This window comes from Sphingomonas sp. P4_G2 (assembly GCF_056401155.1).
This window is the reverse complement of sequence record NZ_JBFUJY010000002.1, coordinates 722,940-738,844: the sequence shown is the minus strand read 5'-3', so window position 1 is coordinate 738,844 and position 15,905 is coordinate 722,940. Positions and strand designations below refer to the sequence as shown.

The 15,905-nt window shown below is 65.0% G+C and carries 16 protein-coding genes; 12 read left to right on the top strand and 4 right to left on the bottom strand.

Translation table 11 applies throughout. From position 1 onward, the window contains the following. Positions 1-61: 61 nt before the first annotated feature. Both rtcA and AC1DRD_RS08970 read left to right on the top strand, forming a co-directional pair. A complete protein-coding gene (gene rtcA / locus AC1DRD_RS08975) occupies positions 62-1,078 on the top strand; it encodes an RNA 3'-terminal phosphate cyclase (protein WP_478041118.1) in 1,017 nt (338 codons plus the stop codon). 193 nt (positions 1,079-1,271) lie between these two features. Further along, positions 1,272-2,375, top strand: coding sequence for a sensor histidine kinase (locus AC1DRD_RS08970; protein WP_478041117.1), 1,104 nt, complete (start codon positions 1,272-1,274; stop codon positions 2,373-2,375). Positions 2,376-2,570: 195 nt separating this feature from the next. Here the strand turns inward: AC1DRD_RS08970 and AC1DRD_RS08965 are convergent, their stop codons facing one another. After that, the gene (locus AC1DRD_RS08965; protein ID WP_478041116.1) at positions 2,571-4,352 is read right to left on the bottom strand and encodes an ABC-F family ATP-binding cassette domain-containing protein; all 1,782 of its coding nucleotides are present in this window, start codon (positions 4,350-4,352) and stop codon (positions 2,571-2,573) included. Positions 4,353-4,621: 269 nt separating this feature from the next. On the opposite strand from AC1DRD_RS08965, the gene AC1DRD_RS08960 reads away from it, so the two are divergent. From AC1DRD_RS08960 to AC1DRD_RS08950, 3 genes are all read left to right on the top strand, one after another. After that, positions 4,622-4,918, top strand: coding sequence for a PepSY domain-containing protein (locus tag AC1DRD_RS08960; protein ID WP_478031483.1), 297 nt, complete (start codon positions 4,622-4,624; stop codon positions 4,916-4,918). A gap of 40 nt (positions 4,919-4,958) precedes the next feature. Next, a complete protein-coding gene (locus AC1DRD_RS08955) occupies positions 4,959-5,639 on the top strand; it encodes a response regulator transcription factor (protein ID WP_066590860.1) in 681 nt (226 codons plus the stop codon). Positions 5,640-5,994: 355 nt separating this feature from the next. Next, positions 5,995-7,302 carry a sensor histidine kinase gene (locus tag AC1DRD_RS08950; protein WP_478031548.1) on the top strand — a complete coding sequence of 436 codons (1,308 nt, stop codon included), beginning with the start codon at positions 5,995-5,997 and terminating at the stop codon, positions 7,300-7,302. Here AC1DRD_RS08950 and AC1DRD_RS08945 read toward each other — a convergent pair. Further along, positions 7,299-7,529 carry a hypothetical protein gene (locus AC1DRD_RS08945; protein ID WP_478031484.1) on the bottom strand — a complete coding sequence of 77 codons (231 nt, stop codon included), beginning with the start codon at positions 7,527-7,529 and terminating at the stop codon, positions 7,299-7,301. The genes AC1DRD_RS08950 and AC1DRD_RS08945 overlap by 4 nt on opposite strands. Further along, on the bottom strand, positions 7,526-8,524 hold the full coding sequence (locus AC1DRD_RS08940) for an LLM class flavin-dependent oxidoreductase (protein ID WP_478041115.1): 999 nt from the start codon (positions 8,522-8,524) through the stop codon (positions 7,526-7,528). Before AC1DRD_RS08940 ends, AC1DRD_RS08945 begins: the two co-directional genes overlap by 4 nt. A 78-nt stretch (positions 8,525-8,602) precedes the next feature. On the opposite strand from AC1DRD_RS08940, the gene AC1DRD_RS08935 reads away from it, so the two are divergent. The 7 genes from AC1DRD_RS08935 to AC1DRD_RS08905 all read left to right on the top strand — a co-directional run bounded on the left by AC1DRD_RS08935 (position 8,603) and on the right by AC1DRD_RS08905 (position 15,112). Continuing rightward, the gene (locus AC1DRD_RS08935) at positions 8,603-9,268 is read left to right on the top strand and encodes a pyrimidine 5'-nucleotidase (protein ID WP_478041114.1); all 666 of its coding nucleotides are present in this window, start codon (positions 8,603-8,605) and stop codon (positions 9,266-9,268) included. After that, complete coding sequence (gene dapD / locus AC1DRD_RS08930; RefSeq protein ID WP_478041113.1) at positions 9,265-10,086, top strand: 2,3,4,5-tetrahydropyridine-2,6-dicarboxylate N-succinyltransferase; 822 nt, start codon at positions 9,265-9,267, stop codon at positions 10,084-10,086. The genes AC1DRD_RS08935 and dapD overlap by 4 nt, the downstream gene beginning before the upstream one ends. Next, the gene (locus tag AC1DRD_RS08925; RefSeq protein WP_478041112.1) at positions 10,086-10,889 is read left to right on the top strand and encodes a glutaminyl-peptide cyclotransferase; all 804 of its coding nucleotides are present in this window, start codon (positions 10,086-10,088) and stop codon (positions 10,887-10,889) included. Before dapD ends, AC1DRD_RS08925 begins: the two co-directional genes overlap by 1 nt. Before the next feature lie 61 nt (positions 10,890-10,950). Beyond that, a complete protein-coding gene (glpX, locus tag AC1DRD_RS08920) occupies positions 10,951-11,919 on the top strand; it encodes a class II fructose-bisphosphatase (protein WP_478041111.1) in 969 nt (322 codons plus the stop codon). A 118-nt stretch (positions 11,920-12,037) separates the two neighbouring features. Beyond that, entirely contained in the window at positions 12,038-12,781 is a 744-nt protein-coding gene (locus AC1DRD_RS08915; protein WP_478041110.1) for a CPBP family intramembrane glutamic endopeptidase, read from the top strand. Beyond that, on the top strand, positions 12,778-13,194 hold the full coding sequence (locus AC1DRD_RS08910) for a hypothetical protein (protein ID WP_478031495.1): 417 nt from the start codon (positions 12,778-12,780) through the stop codon (positions 13,192-13,194). Before AC1DRD_RS08915 ends, AC1DRD_RS08910 begins: the two co-directional genes overlap by 4 nt. Positions 13,195-13,240: 46 nt before the next feature. Continuing rightward, positions 13,241-15,112, top strand: coding sequence for a CocE/NonD family hydrolase (locus AC1DRD_RS08905; RefSeq protein WP_478041109.1), 1,872 nt, complete (start codon positions 13,241-13,243; stop codon positions 15,110-15,112). An 18-nt stretch (positions 15,113-15,130) separates the two neighbouring features. Here the strand turns inward: AC1DRD_RS08905 and AC1DRD_RS08900 are convergent, their stop codons facing one another. Beyond that, on the bottom strand, positions 15,131-15,895 hold the full coding sequence (locus AC1DRD_RS08900; RefSeq protein ID WP_478041108.1) for a nuclear transport factor 2 family protein: 765 nt from the start codon (positions 15,893-15,895) through the stop codon (positions 15,131-15,133). Positions 15,896-15,905: the final 10 nt, after the last annotated feature.

Below are 15,905 nucleotides of genomic sequence, written 5' to 3'. Positions count from 1 at the left end.
CCGGCCGCGCAAGCGGCCGCGGAAAACCTCCACACGCGTCACCGATCATAAGAGAAACACCATGATCATCATCGACGGATCGGAAGGCGAAGGCGGGGGACAGGTCGTGCGCAATGCGCTCGCGCTGTCGCTGGTCACGGGCCAGCCGTTTCGTATCACGAACATTCGCGGCGGGCGCGAGAAGCCCGGGCTGATGCGTCAGCATGTGACCGCGATCGAGGCTGCGCTCACGATCGGCGGCGCGGTGTGCGAGGGCGTGTCGGTCGGCTCGTCCGAATTGACCTTCACGCCGGGTCGCATCGTGCCCGGCGACTATCGTTTCGCGGTCGGTACGGCGGGCAGCACCAGCCTGGTGCTGCAGACCGTGCTGATGCCGCTGTTGCTCGCCGACGCGCCGTCGCGGCTGGCGCTGGAAGGCGGCACGCACAACATGATGGCGCCACCGTTCGAGTTCATCGAGCGCGCGTTCCTGCCGGTCATCAACCGGATGGGACCGCAAGTGTCCGCGCGGTTGACGCGACATGGCTTCTTCCCTCGCGGCGGCGGGCGGATCGAAATCGACATCACGCCCGGCAAGCTGTCGGCGCTGGAGTGTCTCGATCGTGGTCCGTTGAAGTCGGTCTCGGCCACCGCGTTGTTCGCCGGACTTCCGTTCGACATCGCCGACCGCGAGATCAAGGTTGCACGCAAGCTGCTGCCCGACTGGCCAGAGGACGCCTTCTCGGTTCGTCAGCTGCCCGAGGAGCAGGGCCCGGGCAACGCGTTGTTGCTCGAGGCAGTGTTCGAGAACGCGGTCGAAGTGGTGACCGGGTTCGGCAAATTGGGCGTATCGGCCGAATCGCTGGCGAAGACGGCAGCGCAGCGGATGGCGGGATTCCTCGCGTCGGACGCCTTCGCGGGTCCCTATCTGGCGGACCAGTTGCTGCTGCCATTCGCACTTGCCGGCGGCGGGAGTTTCACCACGGTGAAGCCCAGCCAGCACGCGCGGACGGCAGCGGAGGTGATCCAGCGGTTCACCGGCCAGCATTGGACGTTCGAGCAGCTACCGGACGGTAGCCATTTGGTGCAGAGCAAATAGGCAGCTGAGGTGGATCGAAGCCATTATCCCACAAACCGCGAAAATTGCGGTTTGTGGACTAATCGCGGGGGTGAGGAAGCAAGCGCGACGGCGGTGCCACCAAACGAACGATGCCCTAGGTCGCGCTGGCGGGTGATGGTATAGGACGGCATTGCCCATCCGCCCCGCAGGCAACGGCAACCGAGAGACGAACGTGCTCCCGCCTGCAAGCGGAGGCATTCCCATCGATCCGATTCACGATCTCGCCGAGGCACAAGTGCTCGCGCTGGCGATCGTCAATACGATTCCCGAGCCGTTCCTGATTCTGGACGAGGAGTTTCGCGTGCTTACCGCGAGCCGATCCTTCTACGAGGTCTTCAAGGTCGAAGCCCACCACACCGACGGCCGCCTGCTGTTCGATCTGGGGGATGGGCAGTGGAATATCCCCGCGCTGCGTCATTTGCTCGAGACGGTCATTCCGGATCGCATCGCGATGGACAATTTCGAGGTCGAGCATGATTTTCCCGATGTCGGGCGAAGGATCATGCTGCTGAATGCCCGCAAGGTCATCTACCAGGACAGCCCGAACATCACCATCCTGCTGGCTTTCCGCGACATCACTGCGCGGCGCGCAATCGAGCGCGAGAAAAGCGCGCTGCTGACGCAGACCGAAGATCTGCTCGGCCAGAAGCAGGTTCTGCTCGAAGAGATGCGCCACCGGGTCGCCAACAGCCTCCAGATCATCGCCAGCATCCTCTTGTTGAAGGCGCGGGCGGTGCTGTCGGAGGAGACCAGGGGCCATTTGCACGACGCCCATCAACGCGTGATGTCGGTGGCTGCGGTCCAGCAATATCTCCACACCACCGACGGCATCGATCAGATCGACGTTGCTACCTATCTCGCCAAATTGTGCGCCGGGCTGGCGGCGTCGATGATCGGCGAAGCAAGTCCCGTCACTATCGAAGCAATGGCCGATGAGGGAATGATCGAATCGGCTACCGCGGTCAGTCTGGGGCTGATCGTGACCGAGCTCGTCATCAACGCGATCAAATATGCCTTTCCCGGCGGCAAGGCCGATGCCCGGATCATGGTGACCTATGAGGTCAAGGGGCCCGACTGGAAGCTTACCGTCTCCGACAACGGCGTAGGCCGGTCCGTCCCTCAAAAAATACCCGCGGAGGCCGGGTTGGGTACGACCATCATCAAGGCGCTGTCCAAGCAATTGGGCGCAAGCGTCGAGCATTCGGATACGGGGCCGGGACTGACCGTCTCGGTGACGCGGGCATCCTTCACTTCCCGGATGCCAAAAGCTGCCTGAGGGCCGCGTTTCAGCCTAGGTTGAGGACTTATATTTCAGTCGTATCCCCGCGAAAGCGGGGACCCATCTCCTGCTCGCTCCAGCTTGCCAAACAGCCGTGGCACGCGTGACTTCTCTCCGAGATGGGTCCCCGCTTTCGCGGGGATGACGAACTTGGAAATGGATCGCTTAAAGAGCAAAGGCTTATTTGGGTTCTCAACCCAGCGCTTCGACCTGTTCGGCAAGCTCGAGCCAGCGTTCCTCGGCGGCATCCTTTTCGGCGCGCGCGGCGTCGATCGCTTTGGTCAGCGCGGCGAACTTTGCCGGGTCGCTGACGTAGAGTGCGGGGTCGGCCAGTGCCGCTTCGTCTCGCGCGATCGCGGCTTCGATCTCTTCGATCCGCTTGGGCAGCAAATCGTAGTCGCGCTGGTCCTTGTAGCTGAGCTTGGCCGCCCTGGGCTTCTCGGCCGGCGATGTCGCGGCGGGTTTCGCCGCCGCCTTCTTCGCTTCCGGCCGCCGCTTGCGCCGGGCGTCCCAGTCCGCATAGCCGCCCGCGACGACGTCGACGGTGCCCGACCCGTCGAGACCGAGCGTCAGCGTCACCGTGCGGTCGAGGAAGTCGCGGTCGTGGCTGACGATCAGTACCGTGCCCTCATAGTCCGCGATCACTTCCTGGAGCAGGTCGAGCGTCTCGAGGTCGAGGTCGTTGGTCGGCTCGTCGAGCACCAAGAGGTTGGATCGCCGTGCGAATTCGCGCGCCAGCAATAGCCGCGAGCGCTCGCCGCCCGACAAGGTCGCGATCCGCGCTTCGACCATATTGGGATCGAACAGGAAGTCCTTGAGATAGCCGTGGATATGCTTCTTGACGCCGAGCACCTCGATCCAGTCGCCGCCATCGGCCAGCACGTCGCGCACGCGCTTCTCCGGCGCCATCAGCTTGCGCTGCTGGTCGATCACGACGCCATCGAGCGTCTTGGCCAGCTTGACCACGCCGCTATCGGGCTCGAGTTCGCCGGTCAGCATCCTGAGCAACGTCGTCTTGCCCGCGCCGTTGGGGCCGACGATGCCGATCCGGTCGCCGCGCGTGATGCGCAAATTGAGGTCGCGGATGATGACGCGGCCTTCGAACGCCTTGGTCGCGTGCTTGGCGTCGATCACCACCTTGGTCTTGACGTCGTCGCTGCCGGTGACGAGCGCGGCGGCACCCTGGGGGCCTAGCATCGCGGCGCGTTCGGCGCGCATGTCCTTGAGCTTGGCGAGCCGCCCCATGTTGCGGCGGCGGCGCCCGGTGACCCCGCGCTGCAGCCAATGCTCCTCGAGCTTCAGTTTGGCGTCGAGCTTCTCGGCGGCGCGCTGCTCCTCGGCATAGACCTGCTCGGTCCACGCCTCGAACCCGCCATAGCCGATCTCGCTGCGGCGGATCGTCCCACGGTCGAGCCACAGGGTTTGACGGGTCAGGCGAGTCAGGAACGTGCGGTCATGACTGATCACGACGAAGGCGCCGGTGAACCGCGTCAGCCATTGCTCGAGCCATTCGATCGCGGCGATGTCGAGATGGTTGGTCGGTTCGTCGAGCAGCAGCACGTCGGGGTTCTGCGCCAGCGCGCGGACGATCGCGGCGCGACGGCGCTCGCCGCCCGAGGCCGAGGAGGCGTCGCGCGACAAATCGATGCCGAGCTGATCGGCGATCGCATCGGCTTCGTGGCGCGCGGGCGCATTGGGCCCGGCCATCACGAAATCGGCGAGCGTCGCGCAGCCATCGACCCGCGGATCCTGTTCTAGCAGCACGACATTGGTGCCCGGCACGATGGTGCGGCGCCCTTCGTCCGAATCGATCGCACCGGCAATCAGCTTGAGCAAGGTGGTCTTGCCCGCGCCGTTGCGCCCGATCAGCGCGAGCCGGTCGCGCTCGCCGATATGCAGGTCGAGATGACGGAACAGCCAACCGGCGCCCTGAACGAGGCCGAGGTCTTCATACGATAGGATAGGGGCTGCCATGGCGTGCGCACCTAGCGATTTAGCAACGCTAAATCGAGGGGCCGCGCACGCCCGGCCGGCCTCGCTCCGGGCGAGGGTCGACGACGCGGCTTTGCCGCGGCGTGATGGGATGAAGGCGAGGGGCCGACACGGAAGTAAATTCCGTGTCCTCGGCCAGCTCGCTTGCGCGACCTGCCGGCCGGCCTTGCGCGAGTCAGCCGGACGTGGCCGTCTGCCGCGCTTCGGCTCATTCACAGGGTGTTCAAGCCCGCCTCTCTATGCAACCAGCCATGTTGATGTTCGCGTCGCTTGCCTTGACCCTGTCTCAGACGGCGTTTCCGCCGCCCGTCGAACCGCATTTCCAGCGCGACCAGCGGCGCGCGTGGGAAGCGCGGCGCGAAGGCCGCGTGCTGCCGCTGCCTGAAATCGAGCGTCGCGTGGTGCCTTCGATGCGCGGCGCGCAATATCTCGGACCCGAGCTCGATCCGGATAGCGGCATTTACACGCTCAAGTTCCTGCGCGATGGAACCGTCATCTGGGTGAAGGTCGACGGCCGTTCGGGCCAGATCATCGGCCGCACCGGCTAATCCGAGCTCCTGTGAAGGGGCTCGCGCGAAGGGGATTACAATGCGCGTTCTGATCGTCGAGGACGAACCCAATCTCCGCCAGCAGCTGCAGAATACGCTCGAAGGGGCGGGCTATGCGGTCGACACGGCGGGCGACGGCGAGGAAGGCCTCTTTCTCGGAGAGACCGAGAATTACGACGCGATCGTGCTCGATCTCGGCTTGCCGGAAATCGACGGGCTGACCGTTCTCGACCGCTGGCGCAAACAGGGCAAGACTACCCCGGTGCTCGTGCTGACCGCGCGCGACAGCTGGTCGGACAAGGTAGCGGGACTCGATGCCGGCGCCGACGATTATGTCGCCAAGCCGTTCCAGACCGAGGAATTGATTGCCCGTCTGCGCGCACTGATCCGCCGTGCTTCGGGCAATGCTTCGTCCGAACTGATAGCGGGCGATGTCCGGCTCGACACGCGATCGGGCAAGGTGACGCTCGCCGGCGATCCGGTGAAGCTGACCGCGCAGGAATATAAGCTCCTGTCCTATCTGCTCCACCACAAGGGCAAGATCGTCAGCCGTACCGAGCTGATCGAGCACATCTACGACCAGGATTTCGACCGCGATTCGAACACCATCGAGGTATTCGTGACGCGCATCCGCAAGAAATTGGGGCAGGACGTCATCACCACGATCCGCGGCCTGGGCTATAGCCTGGACGATCCCGACGGTCCGCCGCGCGCGGAATAGGAGATAGCGCGTGGCCGAGGGACGCGATCTGATCGCCGTGCCGTCGGCGGATGAACTGACCAAGGACGCTCAGGCGCGTTTGACTGTCGTGGGGGCCGACGCGCCGCCGGAACGGCCGATCAAGCGCTGGCGCGTCTTTGTTCGCAAATACCGCCGGCCGGGCGAGATCGCGGCGCTGATCGCGCTCGGAGCCGGTTCGCTGGCGACTATCTTGCTGCTCAGTCCCGATCAGGTGTGGACCGCGCGCGGCCTGCTCGTCTTGTCGGTGCTGGCATTGCTGCGATTGGCATGGGTGTTGTGGCGGCGATCGCCCAACACCGCGCGCGCCGTGGTGACGGGGTCGCTCGGGCGGCGCATGATCATCATCGCCGCGATCTGGATTTGCCTGTTGCTTGCCGGCGGCGGGTACGCGCTCGACCGCGTGCTGACCGGCGCGGTGACTCGCAATTTCGACGACCAGCTCAATTATGTCCTGACGTCGCTGTTCACGTCGGCCGAAATCGGCCCGGACGGCGAAGTCGTGTTCAACCGCGCCGCCGCCGATCAGCGTTTCCTCGAGCCCTATTCCGGGCTGTACTGGCAGGTTGCCGCGCGCCACCGCGAGCCATTTTCGTCGCAATCTCTGTGGGATCGCCGGCTTGCTTATGGCAGCGATCATAACGACCTCGAAGTCCACACCTATGACAGCGACCAATTTGCCGGCGAGCAGCTGAGGATCGTCGAGCGCGACATCAAGCTGCCTGGCTCGCCGGTGCGCTGGCGGTTTCAGGTGGCGCAGAGCCGTGACGGACTCAATGCGCAGATCAACGCGCTCAGACGAACCTTGGTCAGAAGCTTCCTGCTGCTCGCGCTCGGCCTCATCGTCCTGGCGGGGCTGCAGACCTGGTACGGTCTACGTCCGCTCCGACGCTTGCGTGGCGAGATCGCGCGGCTGCGCGGTGGCCGCGCGCGGCGGATCGAAGGCGCCATGCCGGCCGAGGTCGCGCCGATGGTCGACGAGCTCAACGCGCTGATCGAACATAACGACAAGCAGGCCGAGGAAGCGCGGCGCCATGCTGGCAATCTGGCGCACGCGCTCAAGACCCCGCTGACGGTGATCATGAACGCCGCCACCGCCAAGGCCGATGATCTCGGCGATACTGTCGTGCGCGAGGCGCGGACGATGCGGCGTCAGGTCGACCATCATCTCGCCCGGGCTCGCGCAGTCGGCCGGCGCGGATCGGCGCACAGCCGTGCCGAAGTATGGCCCAGCCTGGATTCGGTCGAGCGCGCGGTGTCGCGACTTTATCCGCACGTCCGCATCGACGCCGACGGGCCGCACGATTTACAGGTCCATGTCGAACGCCAGGACCTCGACGAGATGCTCGGCAATCTGATCGAGAACGCAGCCAAATATGGCGGCGGCAGCGTGTTCGTGACGGTGAGCGCGCAGGCCGGCTTCGTCGAAATGCTGGTCGAGGACGACGGCGTAGGCATCCCCGAGGAGGAACGCGTCCGCATTTTCGATCGCGGCGTCCGGCTCGACACCGGCAAGCCTGGTACGGGCCTCGGCCTGGCGATCGTGCGCGATGTCGCCGAGATCTACGAGGGCACGGTCAGTCTGGAGGAAAGCGAGGATCTCGGCGGGCTGCTGGTGCGGCTGAGGCTGCCGGCGGCGACCTAATCGCGTTTTTCGCCGACCAAGCCGCGCTCATGATCGCCGATTTCCTTCTGCTTGCGGATCTGCTCGATGGCAGCCTGCTTCGCCGGATCGAACGCGCCCATCAGTACGTCTCCAACCGCGGCACCCGATCCACGCCCGCGTCTCGACCGACGCGACGAGCGCACCATCATCGGCATCAGCAACAGGAAAGCGACCACCGCCACAGCGCTGATGATCCATTCGGTCACGCGGCGATCGTCACGCCGCGCATCACCTCGGCAGCGATCGCCACGCTCTTCCTGCGCGCCTCGACATCGTAGATCGAGCTGACGATCATCAACTCGTCGACCTTGGTCCGCTCAACAAACGCCGCGATGCCACGCTCGACCGTTGCCGGACTCCCGACCGTCGAACATTGCAGGACATGGTCGAGGATGGCCGCGTGCGACGGCGGCAGGCTGTCGCGATATCCGGCGACCGGCGGCGGCAGCTGGCGCGGATTGCCGGTGCGCAGCGCGACGAACGCTTGCTGCTGCGAACTTGCAAGGAACTCCGCTTCCTCGTCGCTATCGGCGGCGAACACGTTGAATCCGGCCATCGCATGTGGCCGGTCGAGTTGCGCCGAAGGACGGAAGTCGCGGCGATAGATCTCCAGCGCCTGGTCGAGCGCGTCGGGCGCGAAATGCGAGGCGAAAGCGTAGGGCAGGCCGAGCATCGCCGCGAGCTGAGCCCCGAACGTGCTCGACCCCAATATCCACAATTCTGGCTTGGCCCCGGCGCCGGGCGTCGCGCGGATGCCTGTCTGGCCGTCATCGGCGAAGTAGCTTTGCAGTTCGAGCACGTCGCGCGGGAACGCCTGGGGATCGGTGTCCAGCGCTCGCCGGATCGCGCGCGCGACGCGCTGATCGCTGCCCGGGGCGCGCCCCAGACCGAGGTCGATGCGGCCGGGAAACAGCGCGTCGAGCGTCCCGAACTGCTCGGCGATCATCAGCGGTGCATGATTGGGAAGCATGATGCCGCCCGCCCCTATGCGGATTGTGGATGTTGCCGCACCGACATGCGCGATCACCACCGCGGTCGCCGAGCTGGCTATGCCGTCCATTCCGTGATGTTCGGCCACCCAATAGCGATGATAGCCATTGGCTTCGGCATGACGCGCCATGTCGGCGGCATTGGCCAGCGCCTGGGGCACCGAGCCGCCTTCGACGACAGGGACCAGATCGAGCAGCGAATAGGGGATCATCGCGAGGAGATAGTGTGTCGTCGCGATTGCTCAAGGCGCGCCTTGCCGCTGCCCGGCGCGCACCGTAGAGCGCCCGGCATGCATGCGCGGCTCGACCACGTCCGGAACTGGATCTTCGATCTCGACAACACGCTCTATCCGCATGGCGCGCGATTGTTCGAGCAAGTCGATCGGCGGATCACCGATTACATCGCGCGCTTCTTCAAGGTCGATCGCGACGAGGCGTACAAGATCCAGAAGGGCTATTTCCACACTCGCGGCACGACCTTGTCGGGGCTGATGGCCGAACATGGCGTCGACCCGTACGAATATCTCGCCGACGTCCACGATATCGAGATGGACGTGCTCGACGAGAATGCGCCGCTCGCCGCGGTGATCGCGCGGCTGCCGGGGCGCAAGATCATCTTCACCAATGCCGACGCGCTTTATGCCGGCAAGATCCTGTCCAAACTGGGGTTGGGGGAGAGTTTCGAGGCGATCCACGACGTGCACGCCGCGCAATATCGCCCCAAGCCCGCGCCGGAGGCATACCAACATCTCTGTGACGCGTACGAGCTCGATCCCGCGCAAAGCCTGTTCGCCGACGACATGGCACGCAACTTGAAGCCGGCCAAGCTGATCGGCATGACCACCTTGTGGGTCGACAACGGCTCCGAACAGGGCGAGGAGGGCGACCGCGATTTCGTCGACTTCACCACCCGCGATATCACCCATTGGCTGCACGATATTTTGGAGGAAGCATGACCGACCTGCCCGCGACGATCGACGCCGCATGGGAAGACCGGGCCACGATCAGCACCGGCACGACGGGCGCGGTCCGCGACGCGGTCGAGGCGGCGCTGGAACTGCTCGACAGCGGCCAGGCACGCGTTGCCGAACCGGGCGCCGATGGCTGGACGGTCAATCAATGGCTGAAGAAAGCGGTGTTGCTGTCGTTCCGGCTCAACGACAATACGGTGATCGACGGTGGCGCGGCGGGCGCGCCTGCCTATGACAAAGTGCCGTCCAAATTCGCTGACTGGGGCGAGAACCGCTTCCGCGATGCCGGCTTCCGCGTCGTCCCCGGCGCTGTCGTGCGGCGCGGATCGTTCATCGGCAAGAACGCGGTGCTGATGCCCAGCTTCGTCAATATCGGCGCCTATGTCGGCGAAGGCACGATGGTCGATACCTGGGCGACGGTCGGAAGTTGCGCGCAGATTGGCAAGAATGTGCACATTTCCGGCGGCGCTGGGATCGGCGGCGTGCTCGAGCCGCTCCAGGCCGATCCGGTGATCATCGGCGACGGCTGCTTCATTGGCGCGCGATCCGAAGTTGCCGAAGGTGTGCGCGTCGGCGACGGCGCGGTGCTGTCGATGGGCGTCTATCTCGGCAAGTCGACCAAGGTGATCGACCGTGCCACCGGCGAAGTGCTGATGGGTGAAGTGCCGCCTTATGCCGTGGTCGTGCCCGGCTCGATCGGCGGCGGGGACGGCAAGCCGGGCCTGTACTGCGCGGTCATCGTCAAACGCGTCGACGAGCAGACGCGATCGAAGACCAGCATCAACGAGTTGCTGCGCGACTGATGCCGATATCGGGCGTCTTGTTCTGGCTGCTGGGCCTGGTTCCCCAGGTCGGCTCGACGCCGCAATCGGTGCCGATCCAGTCCGCGCAGATCGTCGCGACCTTCCCGCACGATAATCGCGCCTTCACTGAAGGTTTGTTCTGGCAGGACGGCTACCTCTACGAGAGCACTGGCGAGCTCAATCGCTCGGGCATCCGCAAGGTGCGGCTGAGCGACGGCAAGGTGATGGCGCGCGTCGCGGTCGAGCCGCCCCTCTACGGTGAGGGGATCGCTCCATGGAACGGCACGATCCTCAGTCTCACCTGGAAGAACCAGGTCGGCTTCCGCTGGTCGGCCAAGGATTTCAAAAAGCTCGGCAGCTTCAAATATCAGGGCGAGGGCTGGGCGCTCGCCGCCGACGACAAGGGTGGGCTGATCATGTCCGACGGCTCGCCGGTGCTGCGCTTCATTGATCCCGCCACCTTCACCGTCAAGCGCCACCTGACCGTGACCGATGGCGGCCGGCCGGTGAAGATGCTCAACGAACTCGAATATGTCGATGGTGAGGTCCTCGCCAATATCTGGCTGACCGATCTGATCGCGCGGATCGACCCGGGCGACGGCCATGTCATCGGCTGGATCGACGTCAGCGAGCTTCACCGCCAGTCGGGCGCGACCGCCGAGAATGACGTGCCCAACGGCATCGCCTGGGACGCCAAGAAGCGCCGCTTGTTCGTCACCGGCAAGGATTGGCCGTACGTGTTCCAGATCAAGGCGCCCAAGGATGTGGCGTCCTCCGCCGACGCCGCCGCCTCGACTCCGTAACGCGCCGCGCCTATCCGCGCGCACAAATCTAACGAAATCAGACAAGAGGATTGCCCCGAATATGACGACTGCCAGCGACGTTCTCGACCGCGTGCTCGTGCTCGAAATGGTGCGCGTGACCGAGGCCGCGGCGATTGCCGCATCCACGCTCGTCGGCCGCGGCGATGAAAAGGCTGCCGATGCCGCCGCCGTCGAGGCGATGCGCGCCGCGCTCAACAGCCTCTACATGGATGGCACGGTCGTGATCGGCGAGGGCGAGCGCGACGAGGCGCCGATGCTTTTCATTGGTGAGAAGGTCGGCTCCGCGCCGGGCAAGGGACCCAAGATCGATATCGCGCTCGATCCGCTCGAGGGCACGACGATCACCGCGAAGGCCGGACCCAACGCGCTGGCGGTCTTGGCGATCTCCGAAGAGGGCAACCTCCTCAACGCACCCGACGTCTATATGGACAAGATCGCGGTCGGTCCGGGCTATCCCGAGGGCGTGATCGACCTCGACAAATCGCCGACCGAGAACGTCAACGCGATCGCCGCGGCCAAGGGCGTCAAGCCCAGCGAGATCATCGCCTGCGTGCTTGATCGCCCGCGGCACGAAGCGCTGATCGCCGAATTGCGCGCGATCGGCTGCGGCGTGATGCTGATCGGCGACGGCGATGTCGCGGGCGTGATCGCGACGACCAATCCCGACACGACGATCGACGTCTATATGGGCTCGGGCGGCGCGCCAGAGGGCGTGCTGGCCTGCGCCGCGCTGCGCTGCGTCGGCGGGCAATTCAAGGGCCGCTTGTTGTTCCGCAACGACGACGAGCGCGGCCGCGCGCGCAAATGGGGCATCACCGATCTCGACAAGCAATATGATCTGTCGGAGCTGGTCAAGGGCGACGCGATTTTCGCCGCCACCGGTGTGACCGACGGCTCGCTGCTCGCCGGCGTCAAACGCCGCGGTGATCGCATGACGACCAATTCGGTCGTGATGCGCGCGAGCTCGGGCACGGTTCGCTGGGTCAAAGGCGAGCACAGGATCGGGTAGGACAACAAGTTCCCCTCCCGCTTGCGGGAGGGGCTAGGGGAGGGCGTGTTCGAAACGATGCGCTCACCCCAACATGCCCTCCCCCAGCCCCTCCCGCGAGCGGGAGGGGAGTAGAGCGATGACCAACGCGATCCTCCTCGCGGTGATGCTGGCCATCGTCGCGCTCAACGTCGTCGCGGGCCCCCGTGGATACCGTCTATTGGCCGAGGCGGGTGGGGTAGGTCGCAAGACCTTCTACCGTCGCATGCTGACGGTCCAGTTGCTCCAGTTCACGCTGCCGCCGATCATCGGCTTGCTGCTACTCGGTCGGATCGGGGCGGTGGCCGAATTGCCGCCCGAATTGTGGCCTGCCTCCGCGATGCTGCGTGGCGACGCGCCGGGGGTGGAGATCGATCCGTTGCTTACGCCGATGTTTGGCCTCGCTGTACTGGCCGCGATCCCGCTTGGTTCCTTGCTGACATGGCGGCGCTGGCGCAACGGCAAGGGCGCTCCTGCCTATCTCGCACGCCTGTCCGCCTTGCTGCCGCGCGACCGCGACGAAGTCCTGCTCGGCGCGGCGATCTCGGTCGCGGCGGGGATCGGCGAGGAATTGTTCTTCCGCCTGTTGTTGCCGATGCTGCTCGCTGCATTCATCGGTGCTATCCCCGCCGTTGTTGCAGCCATCCTGTTGTTCGGACTGGCGCATGCATATCAGGGGTGGAAGGGAGTCACCGTCACGAGCCTGGTCGGAATCCTGTTCACCGCGATGTATCTGATGAGCGGGTCGCTCGCGATCGCGATGCTGTTCCACGCCACGATCGACCTGATGACGCTGGCGATCCGTCCCGCGATCCGCGGCGCGTGGCGACAGGCGGCGGCGTGAACCGATGGCTGATCGCGGCGGGAGTGCTGGACGGTGTCGCTGCGCTGCTCCACCTCGGTTGCATCCTCGGTGGTCCGGCCTGGTATCGCTTCTTCGGCGCGGGTGACGCGATGGTGGTTATGGCTGAGCGCGGGATGATGAAGCCGACATTGATCACTTTGGCGATTGCGGCGATCCTCGCGATTTGGGCGGTTTTCGCCTTTTCCGGGGCGGACCTGTTGCCGCGCCTGCCGCTGCTTCGCCCAGCCTTGATCGCGATCACGGCGATTCTCCTGGCGCGTGCAGCCGCCTTACCACTTCTGTTCCGCGTGATGCCCGATCGCAGCCCCAATTTTCTGTGGACTAGCTCGGCGATCGTCCTGGCGATCGGGATCGTCCACGCCATCGGCGTGGTGACGCTCACGACCGATTGACCCTTTCCGCGCGGCCCGACAGGGTATGCGCCAAAGGGAGAATCACATGCGCGCCAAGGGGCTGATCGCCGCCATATTGTTGCTGGGTGCGAGCGGGATCGCGCTCGCCCGACCCCAGGCCGCGCCGCCACCCGCGGCGAGCGATGTGACGAGCCAGTTCACCTACACCAAGGTAATGGTGCCGGTGCGCGACGGCGCCAAGCTGGAGACGGTGATCATCGCGCCGAAGAATGCGAGCGGCAAGCTGCCGATCCTGTTCCAGCGCACGCCCTATGGCGTGCCCCAGGCACTGCCGCCGGCGATCCCGGCGAGCTGGAAGCCGTTGGTCGCCGACGGCTATATCTTCGTGTTTCAGTCGATGCGCGGGCGGTTCGGGTCGGACGGCGTGTTCACGCTGTCGACCGCAGTCCATCCCAACGATCCCAAGGCAACCGACGAGGCGAGCGACGCTTATGATGCGATCGACTGGCTGGTGAAGAACGTGCCCAACAATTCGGGCAAGGTCGGGATGTGGGGCGTGTCCTATCCGGGCTTCGCCGCCGCCGTCGCGCTGGCCAAGCCGCACCCGGCGTTGAAGGCGGTCAGTCCGCAGGCGGCGTGGATCGATTATTGGCTGTCGGACGATCTCCACCGCAATGGCGCGCTCCGGCTGAGCTATGCGACCGAATGGGTGTCGAGCTTGCAGGTCGACAAGACGCAAAACAAGGAACTGAGTCTCGACGGGCTGACCGATGCCTATGACTGGTATCTGCGGATGGGGCCGGTCGAGACTATCGACAAACAGGTGTTCAAGGGTAGCGTGCCGATGTTCACGGCGCTGCTCGACCATCCCAATCACGACAATTTCTACACCGATCAGAATTGGACCAAGGCGCTCGGCAAGACGGTGGTGCCGACGCTCAACGTCGCCGGCTTCTGGGACCAGGAGGATCCCTGGGGGTCGTGGCAGATCTACGCCAAGCAAAAGCAGAACGACCCGAACAATCTCGCGCAGATCGTCTCGGGCCCGTGGCGCCATGGCGGTTGGCAAGGCAAGGGCGATTTCCTCGGCCCGATCCCGCTCGGTACCGACAGCGGCACCCAGTTCCAGACCCAGATCCAGGCGCCGTTCTTCGCCTATTGGCTGCACAATAAGGGCGCTCGGCCCGACTTCACCGCGAAGATGTTCGAGTCCGGATCGAACGTGTGGAAGACCTATGCCTCCTGGCCGCCCAAGGGCGCCAAGCCGACCGAGCTTTATCTCCACGATGACGGCTCGCTGTCGTTCGATGCGCCGGGCGCGGGAGAGGCGTGCCGCGACTATGTCAGCGACCCGGCGAATCCGGTGCCGTTCCGCAAGCGCCCGATGAGTCGCACCTATGCGACGCCCGATTGGGCCTGGTGGGAAAGCGACGACCAGCGCTTCGTCGATCATCGCCCCGACGTGCTGAGCTATGTCTCCGAGCCGCTGAAGCAGGACCTGACCGTCACCGGCAAGATCGCCGCGACCCTGATGGCCTCGACCAGCGGCACCGACAGCGACTTCGTGGTCAAGCTGATCGACGTCTTGCCCAGCGATTTCGAGAATACCGAAAATAAGCAATGGGCGGTCGGCGATTATGCCAAAACATTGAACGGCTATCAGTGGCCGATCGCGATGGACGTTCGTCGCGGGCGCTTTCTGGCGAGCGACACCAATCCCCAGCCACTGGTGCCGGGCAGGGTCGTCGCCTGGGACGTGCCGCTGCGCGACCACGACCATGTGTTCAAGGCCGGGCACCGGATCATGGTCCAGATCCAGTCGACCTGGTTCCCGGTCATCGATCGCAATCCGCAGAGCTTCGTCGCCAATCCCTATCGGGCCAAGGCGAGCGACTTCGTCAAGGCGACGCAGAAGGTGTGTTCGGGGTCGAAGGTGACGCTGCCGGTGATGGGCTGATAGCCTCTGCGGCGCGGTTCAGCGCGCCACAGCCGGTTCCTTGACGAACACGAGGGCCATCATCCGCCATCCGGCTGGTGTGCGCAGCATCAATGCCCGATCGGTCCATTCGCTGCCGTCGCGCGCCCGGAACGACCAGCGCGCGACGCCGATATCACCGCGCGCGTCGATCACTCGGCTCGTCTCGGTGACGGCGTTGCCGGGGGACGTGGCGCGCCGGTCGAGATAGCGCGCCTGCCACTCGGCAAGCGTTGCCGCGACCAATTCACTGTCCTCGACCGTCATCACCAATGCACGCTGGTCGATGCTCGCGGCGAGCAGGTCGGTATCCCATGCCCGGTCCGACGCGAGCTTGGTATCGATCACCGCGCTAACCGCGGTGTGCGATGCCGGAATGTCTCGCGCGTCGGCCTGACACAATTTGCCGATCACTCGCCAGCTGTCGCCGATCCGGGCGAGCAATAGATAGTCAGTAAAGGTCTTCTCGCCGCGCACCGCGGCAACGCGTGCGAGCGCGGTATCGGTACCCTGATCGAGCCAGTCGATCTTGGTCGAATTTGGCCCGGCCGCGGGCGTTTCGGTGCGCATCCGCGTTTTCCATTGCGCCTGGTACGTCGCGCGGATCGCACCGTCGCGGATGCAGTACATGATCGCGCTCGGCTGAAACGCCCGAGCGAGCATCGCTGGATCGTTACGCGCGATCGCCTCACCATAAGCGGCAATTGCGGCTTGCGGTGTCGGGTTGGCGGCCGCGAGCGCCGCGGCAAGAACGATCATCGACATCATGGCCTCC

Excerpts from the sequence above, each read along its gene's own strand:
- AC1DRD_RS08905 (WP_478041109.1), top strand. The coding sequence starts at position 13,241 with ATGCGCGCCAAGGGGCTGATCGCCGCCATATTGTTGCTGGGTGCGAGC.
- glpX (WP_478041111.1), top strand. The coding sequence starts at position 10,951 with ATGACGACTGCCAGCGACGTTCTCGACCGCGTGCTCGTGCTCGAAATG.
- AC1DRD_RS08900 (WP_478041108.1), bottom strand. The coding sequence starts at position 15,895 with ATGTCGATGATCGTTCTTGCCGCGGCGCTCGCGGCCGCCAACCCGACA.
- AC1DRD_RS08950 (WP_478031548.1), top strand. The coding sequence starts at position 5,995 with ATGATCATCATCGCCGCGATCTGGATTTGCCTGTTGCTTGCCGGCGGC.
- AC1DRD_RS08940 (WP_478041115.1), bottom strand. The coding sequence starts at position 8,524 with ATGATCCCCTATTCGCTGCTCGATCTGGTCCCTGTCGTCGAAGGCGGC.
- AC1DRD_RS08955 (WP_066590860.1), top strand. The coding sequence starts at position 4,959 with ATGCGCGTTCTGATCGTCGAGGACGAACCCAATCTCCGCCAGCAGCTG.
- AC1DRD_RS08960 (WP_478031483.1), top strand. The coding sequence starts at position 4,622 with ATGTTGATGTTCGCGTCGCTTGCCTTGACCCTGTCTCAGACGGCGTTT.
- dapD (WP_478041113.1), top strand. The coding sequence starts at position 9,265 with ATGACCGACCTGCCCGCGACGATCGACGCCGCATGGGAAGACCGGGCC.
- AC1DRD_RS08925 (WP_478041112.1), top strand. The coding sequence starts at position 10,086 with ATGCCGATATCGGGCGTCTTGTTCTGGCTGCTGGGCCTGGTTCCCCAG.
- rtcA (WP_478041118.1), top strand. The coding sequence starts at position 62 with ATGATCATCATCGACGGATCGGAAGGCGAAGGCGGGGGACAGGTCGTG.
- AC1DRD_RS08915 (WP_478041110.1), top strand. The coding sequence starts at position 12,038 with ATGACCAACGCGATCCTCCTCGCGGTGATGCTGGCCATCGTCGCGCTC.
- AC1DRD_RS08965 (WP_478041116.1), bottom strand. The coding sequence starts at position 4,352 with ATGGCAGCCCCTATCCTATCGTATGAAGACCTCGGCCTCGTTCAGGGC.
- AC1DRD_RS08935 (WP_478041114.1), top strand. The coding sequence starts at position 8,603 with ATGCATGCGCGGCTCGACCACGTCCGGAACTGGATCTTCGATCTCGAC.